Origin of the sequence: Thiorhodococcus mannitoliphagus (assembly GCF_010915725.1) — a bacterium.
Lineage (GTDB): Bacteria > Pseudomonadota > Gammaproteobacteria > Chromatiales > Chromatiaceae > Thiorhodococcus > Thiorhodococcus mannitoliphagus.
In genome coordinates, this window is the sequence record NZ_JAAIJR010000520.1 from 1 (window position 1) to 309 (window position 309).

1 protein-coding gene is annotated in these 309 nt (G+C 67.6%); it reads right to left on the reverse strand.

Annotated features, from left to right (window positions below):
* A partial coding sequence (locus G3480_RS27580; RefSeq protein WP_164657318.1) for an ATP-binding protein occupies window positions 1-309 on the reverse strand: 309 nt, incomplete at both ends.

Below are 309 nucleotides of genomic sequence, written 5' to 3' on the forward strand. Positions count from 1 at the left end.
AAGGCCGGCAGGTCACGGAAGAACTCCGCGGGCAGATTGTGCGCCTCGTCGATGATCCACAGCGGCGTGACGTTCTTGCCGTCGGCCAATTCCTCAATGCGGGCCTTGATCTGACGCCACAGGGCAGCGCGGCGGTAGGCGCCCTCCAATCCCAGTGCGAGCGCCAAGGAGCGGTACAGATCCAGCCGCCCGAAGTCGGTCTCGGCCAGATAGATCACCTGATAGCGGTGGGGGTTGAGCGCCTGCGTGAGCCGGCGCAGGGCCGCAGTCTTGCCCACCCCGGCCTCGCCGGTCAACAGCCCCACGCCG